The following is a 241-nucleotide window of genomic DNA, read 5'->3' as shown; positions in this document are numbered from 1 at the left end:
CAGCACCCAGCCGATGATGTACGTCGTGCGGCGGCCGATGCGGTCGGACAGCCACCCCGCGAGGAGCGTCGTGAGCAGCCAGGTGACCGCAGATCCGGCGACAGCCCAGAGGACGGGGCCGCGCTCGAGGCCGATGGGGCCCGCGGGATCGGTGGCGTACCCCTGGATGTATCCGCCGGTGGTCATGTAGCCGACCGCGTTGTTGCCGGCGAACACGAACGCGGCGACGATCACGAGCAGC

General features: G+C 70.5%; 1 protein-coding gene. It reads right to left on the bottom strand.

The features are described from left to right. Window positions 1-241: hypothetical protein (locus tag HMPREF0072_RS11460; RefSeq protein WP_211204232.1), on the bottom strand; the 241-nt coding region annotated here is incomplete at both ends.

It is taken from the genome of Anaerococcus lactolyticus ATCC 51172 (assembly GCF_000156575.1).
Taxonomy (GTDB): Bacteria; Bacillota; Clostridia; order Tissierellales; family Peptoniphilaceae; genus Anaerococcus; species Anaerococcus lactolyticus.
Note: the sequence above shows the minus strand (reverse complement) of the source record. Positions and strands in the feature narration are given on the sequence as shown.